Origin of the sequence: Trueperella sp. HMSC08B05 (assembly GCF_001808405.1) — a bacterium.
Classification (GTDB): domain Bacteria; phylum Actinomycetota; class Actinomycetes; order Actinomycetales; family Actinomycetaceae; genus Trueperella; species Trueperella bernardiae.
Genome location: NZ_KV793274.1, coordinates 1 through 3126, shown reverse-complemented (window position 1 = coordinate 3126; position 3126 = coordinate 1). Strand labels below are relative to the sequence as shown.

Sequence of the window (3126 nt, the reverse complement as noted above, 5' to 3'; positions counted from 1 at the left end):
CCTGCCGTTAACCACCACCGTCCCCGCCGCCGGGACCACCGGTGGTGGCGTGCCACCCATCCGGCCCACCACCAACAGGCGCCTACCCGTACGCAAACACAGAACACGATCCCCCACCCCAACCGCGGTCAACGTTTTCGGGGTAGTGCCAATCGCGCTACGCGCCCCATCTTCACGCACCATCAAAGGCGAGGCCTGGGTCACGGTCGCCCAAAACCACCGGTCCTGCACCGACTCATCCGGTTTCAACAGCTCAAAAATCGGGTTACCCACCGTACACCTCCCGCGTCCTGACCTGCATTAACGCCCCCGGCTGACACTGCACACTGATCTCCTCAACCACCTCACGGCCCCCGCCCTCACCAGAGACCACCGAGTTCAGCCCAATATTGGGGTTTATTTCCGTCGTTCTGGTGCGCGTCCAGGTTGCTTGCCCGGCCTCTGCCAAGCGCCGGGCAGCCATCTGATCCAACACCACCTGCGACGTGGCCTCCACGTCATCGGTGAAACTCGTGCGCCACACCCCGGTCGCCTGAAAATCCTTGGTGTTCTCCGCCACCGCCAGCAAGTCCGGTTTCTCACCATCCCCACGTGAACGCAACACGACACGGTTCACTGGCCTGTCTGGGAACGTGGTTTCCACGGTTGGCGTGTACAAGTCCTGACCGCCAGGCTGGTAGGCGGCTACCACCGGGCGCAACGCCGGCACCCGGTACGGTTCGAGCACATACTGGCCGCTGTAGTTCGTGTACAAGGCAAAAAACCCGGCCGCATCCAACAAATCATTGATAATCCGCAGTTTGCTTGTGCCCGGGTCCCATACCAGGTCGGTGCGCGTGCGCTCACCTAGTGGCGTGATCGAAACACCACGCTCACCGGTGGTCTCGATAATTTCTTGTACCAGGCTGGTCACCGTGTCACCGGCCGTTAGTGAATAGGTGTCCGCGATCAGGTCACCGGCGGGGATCGACGTACGATCATAGAGGTTAACGATTTCGGACACCTGTTCCCGGCCGCCCTCCACCCGTGTTTGGGTGTCAAGCATGGGCACGTACACCCCGAACGGTTCCGGCGCCCCATTATCACGCTGATAGGAGACCGCCACCCGCACGGCCGCCCAATCCACACCTGACTCTGCCCCCAATTCGAGGCGACCATCCCACCTGATCTGCCGGTTCACGTTGCCCACCAGGGACGCTGACACCACGTTCTCTAGGCGACGCACGGGCGCCCCTTCACGGTCAGTCAGGTCAAACAGCCACCGTTCACGCATGCTCAGCCTCCACAAAGGTTAGGGACGCCTGCCAGCCACCCCACAACGCGCGGGATGCCTTCACCCCGGTCACATACCCCGTGAATGTTTCACCGGTGACCAGGCGCACAACAACGGGGGTGTCAGTCATGGCCAGGTCGTCGAGCAGCATCCTGGCCTGCTCATCTGGGGTGCTGTCCGTATCACCCGCATAGAAACCGGCAAGCGTGCCACCAATATCAACCTGGCGACTAACACGATCCGTAAACACGACCCTGGGTAGGGCGTGTCCGGCGAACTCCTGCTCGACCACGCCCCGCCCCGTGCTCACTGTGGTGGTGGGGTTGTGCCGGAACCGCACCCATTTCGCCACACCTGCCCCCCAGTTCAGATAGGTGGCCTGGACCGGGGCGGGGCCGACCGCGACCGCCACACGCGTGGTGGACCCCGAGGGGGCGACAGCCTCCACCACATAGGTTGCCCCAGTCAGCGGGGCAACCGGGTCAGGGACAGCGTCATACGAGTACGCTGGCAGGGTGCCCAACAGCACCAGGGTGCCGTCCGCCTGCTGCCGGTACACGTTGACGTGGTCGGTCGTGACCTGCCCGTCGCGTGAGACCCCGTGCACGCCAACGACGCCCGTGTCCCCAACCCAGTTCGCGGAACCTGTGGGTTCGGCCGGGGCAGCATACTTCACCTTGAGCGCCTGGGTCACGGCCCCGGACTCGACCTTGTTGTGTACCTTCAACCACAGCATGACGTCCGAGTTGTTCGGTAGCCCGGTCAAGGTGCGCGTGAATTGGCCCGACCCGTACCCCTGGTACTCGCGGGTCTCGTCCCCGGACTCGACCTTGAGCGTGTAGGAGGCAGGGTAGCGGGAGGAGCTGAACTCGATAGTGGCCCGGTCACTGGTGATGGTTGTCTGTGCGGCGGGGGAGATGAACGACGCTGTCGGCCGTGTCGCGGGAGTCACTGCCGCGATGCTCGACCACTCCGACGGTTTCGTGATGTCTTGCCCCCACGTGCGCACCTGCCACTCGAAGATCGACCCCGACGGCAACGACCTCGAATAGTACTGATTCGAGGTCGTGCCAGTCACGGTGGCCCACGCCCCGCCCTGACTCGTGCGGTACCGGAACTCGTACTTCGACTGTGCGGTGCCGTCGGTGGGGTTGTGAGACCAGGAGAAACGCACGTTAGCGTAGATGGGCTGGTAGCCACCATCTGGTGTGAGGTTCGTGGGTGCCAACGGGGCGGCAAGGAGACGCACCGTGTTCGACACGGTGGTGGCCGTCAACCCGTCAGGGGTGATGTGCCCGACCGTGAACACGTACTCTTTCGTCACGTCCAAGCCGGTAGCCCGGAAACTATTAACGCCAGGGTCGAGCGGACCAGACAAGTTCGCCGCACCCGCCGTCGTGTTACCTTGCCACACGTGGGTCGTGTACTCGCCCACGCCACGGTTCGCCCACGTGACCACCACGTCCTGCCCATCACGGGCGGCAACCACACTCGCAGGCGCAAACGGGGTCATATACAGCCCGTTGTAGGTGTTCCACTCCGACTCGCCGCCCGGCCCAACCGCCCGAACCCGGTAATCGTAGACGTGGCCGCGTGACACGCTTGTGTCAGTCCAGCCCCGCAGCGTCCCGTCAGCGGTGTTCATGATCCGACGCCACGTGCCACCATCTTCACGCTGTTCAAGGTTAAACCCGTGGACAGGGGCGCCTGGGTCAGGCGTGGTGTCCCAGGTGATCTGCACGCGCGAATCAGACTGGCGGGTCACATACAGTAGGGGCCGGGCGGGCGGGTTGTACCCCGCCGCAGGCGCGCTCCCGTCTTTTGTCACCGACGGGGTACCAACCGTGTACCCG

Annotated in this window: 3 protein-coding genes; all 3 read right to left on the bottom strand. The window is 63.8% G+C overall.

Going from position 1 to position 3126, the window contains the following annotated elements:
* The coding region (locus HMPREF3167_RS09995; protein ID WP_210382989.1) for a hypothetical protein at nucleotides 1-273 on the bottom strand (273 nt) is incomplete at its 3' end.
* Nucleotides 266-1273 carry a hypothetical protein gene (locus tag HMPREF3167_RS08700; RefSeq protein WP_070446486.1) on the bottom strand — a complete coding sequence of 336 codons (1008 nt, stop codon included), beginning with the start codon at nucleotides 1271-1273 and terminating at the stop codon, nucleotides 266-268. The genes HMPREF3167_RS09995 and HMPREF3167_RS08700, both read right to left, overlap by 8 nt.
* Nucleotides 1266-3126, bottom strand: a 1861-nt coding sequence (locus tag HMPREF3167_RS09895; protein ID WP_168160847.1) for a fibronectin type III domain-containing protein, incomplete at its 5' end; no start/stop codon positions are given. The genes HMPREF3167_RS08700 and HMPREF3167_RS09895, both read right to left, overlap by 8 nt.